Source organism: Cupriavidus sp. GW822-FHT03E04, assembly GCF_058801495.1.
The window spans coordinates 1-821 of the sequence record NZ_JBXANI010000082.1 but is presented as its reverse complement, the minus strand read 5'-3'; the positions used below and the strand labels follow the sequence as shown (position 1 = coordinate 821).

Annotated in this window: 2 protein-coding genes; both read right to left on the bottom strand. The window is 68.3% G+C overall.

The features are described 5' to 3' along the window. On the bottom strand, window positions 1–248 hold a 248-nt coding region (locus tag AC1RQC_RS40400; protein WP_492886885.1), incomplete at its 3' end, for an MSMEG_0570 family nitrogen starvation response protein. A 9-nt stretch (window positions 249–257) separates the two neighbouring features. Further along, the coding region (locus AC1RQC_RS40395; protein ID WP_492886883.1) for an AIR synthase-related protein at window positions 258–821 on the bottom strand (564 nt) is incomplete at its 5' end.

Genomic DNA, 821 nt, shown 5'->3' with positions numbered 1-821 from the left:
TGGGCGCAAAAACGCGCGGCGGTGGTCTCGATCTGTTCAAGCTGGTCCATGGCAGAGGAGCAGGCATAGCCATACTTGGCCCTGACGCGCTCCGAGGCGCTGCCCAGCGCCTGCCTGGCGATCGCCAGGAACTCGGCCAGCGCGTAGTCCTGTCCCGGGACAAAGAACTCGGTGACCACCGAAGACGGCGAGTAACAGGTGACCTCGCTCTGGTCGGGCCAACGTATGCGGAAATGCGTGACTGGCATAAAGGCTCCTCAGGCATCGATGTGGGTGGTGTCCCGCGTGGCACGCTCAGCCTGCGGGACGATAAATGCATCACGCGCGAAGTCCCACAGCAGCGCGGTTTCGCCGGCACCGCTGACCGAGACCTGCCGTGAATCGTCGATGACGCCGATATCCGCGCAGGCAATGTCCTGCGCCCTGAATCGCTCGCTCACACGCGCCACATCCTGCTCGCGCACGGCCAGCAGGAAGCCGTAACTCGGGAATGCCGTGAGCCAGCGCGCCACCGGCACCCCCACGGGCGCCGGGATGCGGCCCAGGTCGATCCGCGCGCCCACGGCGGAACATTCCAGCAGCATCAGCGCCGTGCCCAGCGTGCCGGCCATGCTGATGTCCTTGGCCGCGGCGCACAGGCCGTCCTCGGCCAGCGCGGGCAGTAGTTCGAGATCGGCGCGCAGCCGCGCGGGCGGCGCCTCGGTGGAGGCGTTCCAGTACGGGTACGGCTCAGCAAAGGCGCCGCGCAAATCGACCGCCATCAGCAACCGGTCGCCCGGGCGCGCCGCGAAACTCGATAGCAGGCGCCGCGCCCGCCCGAC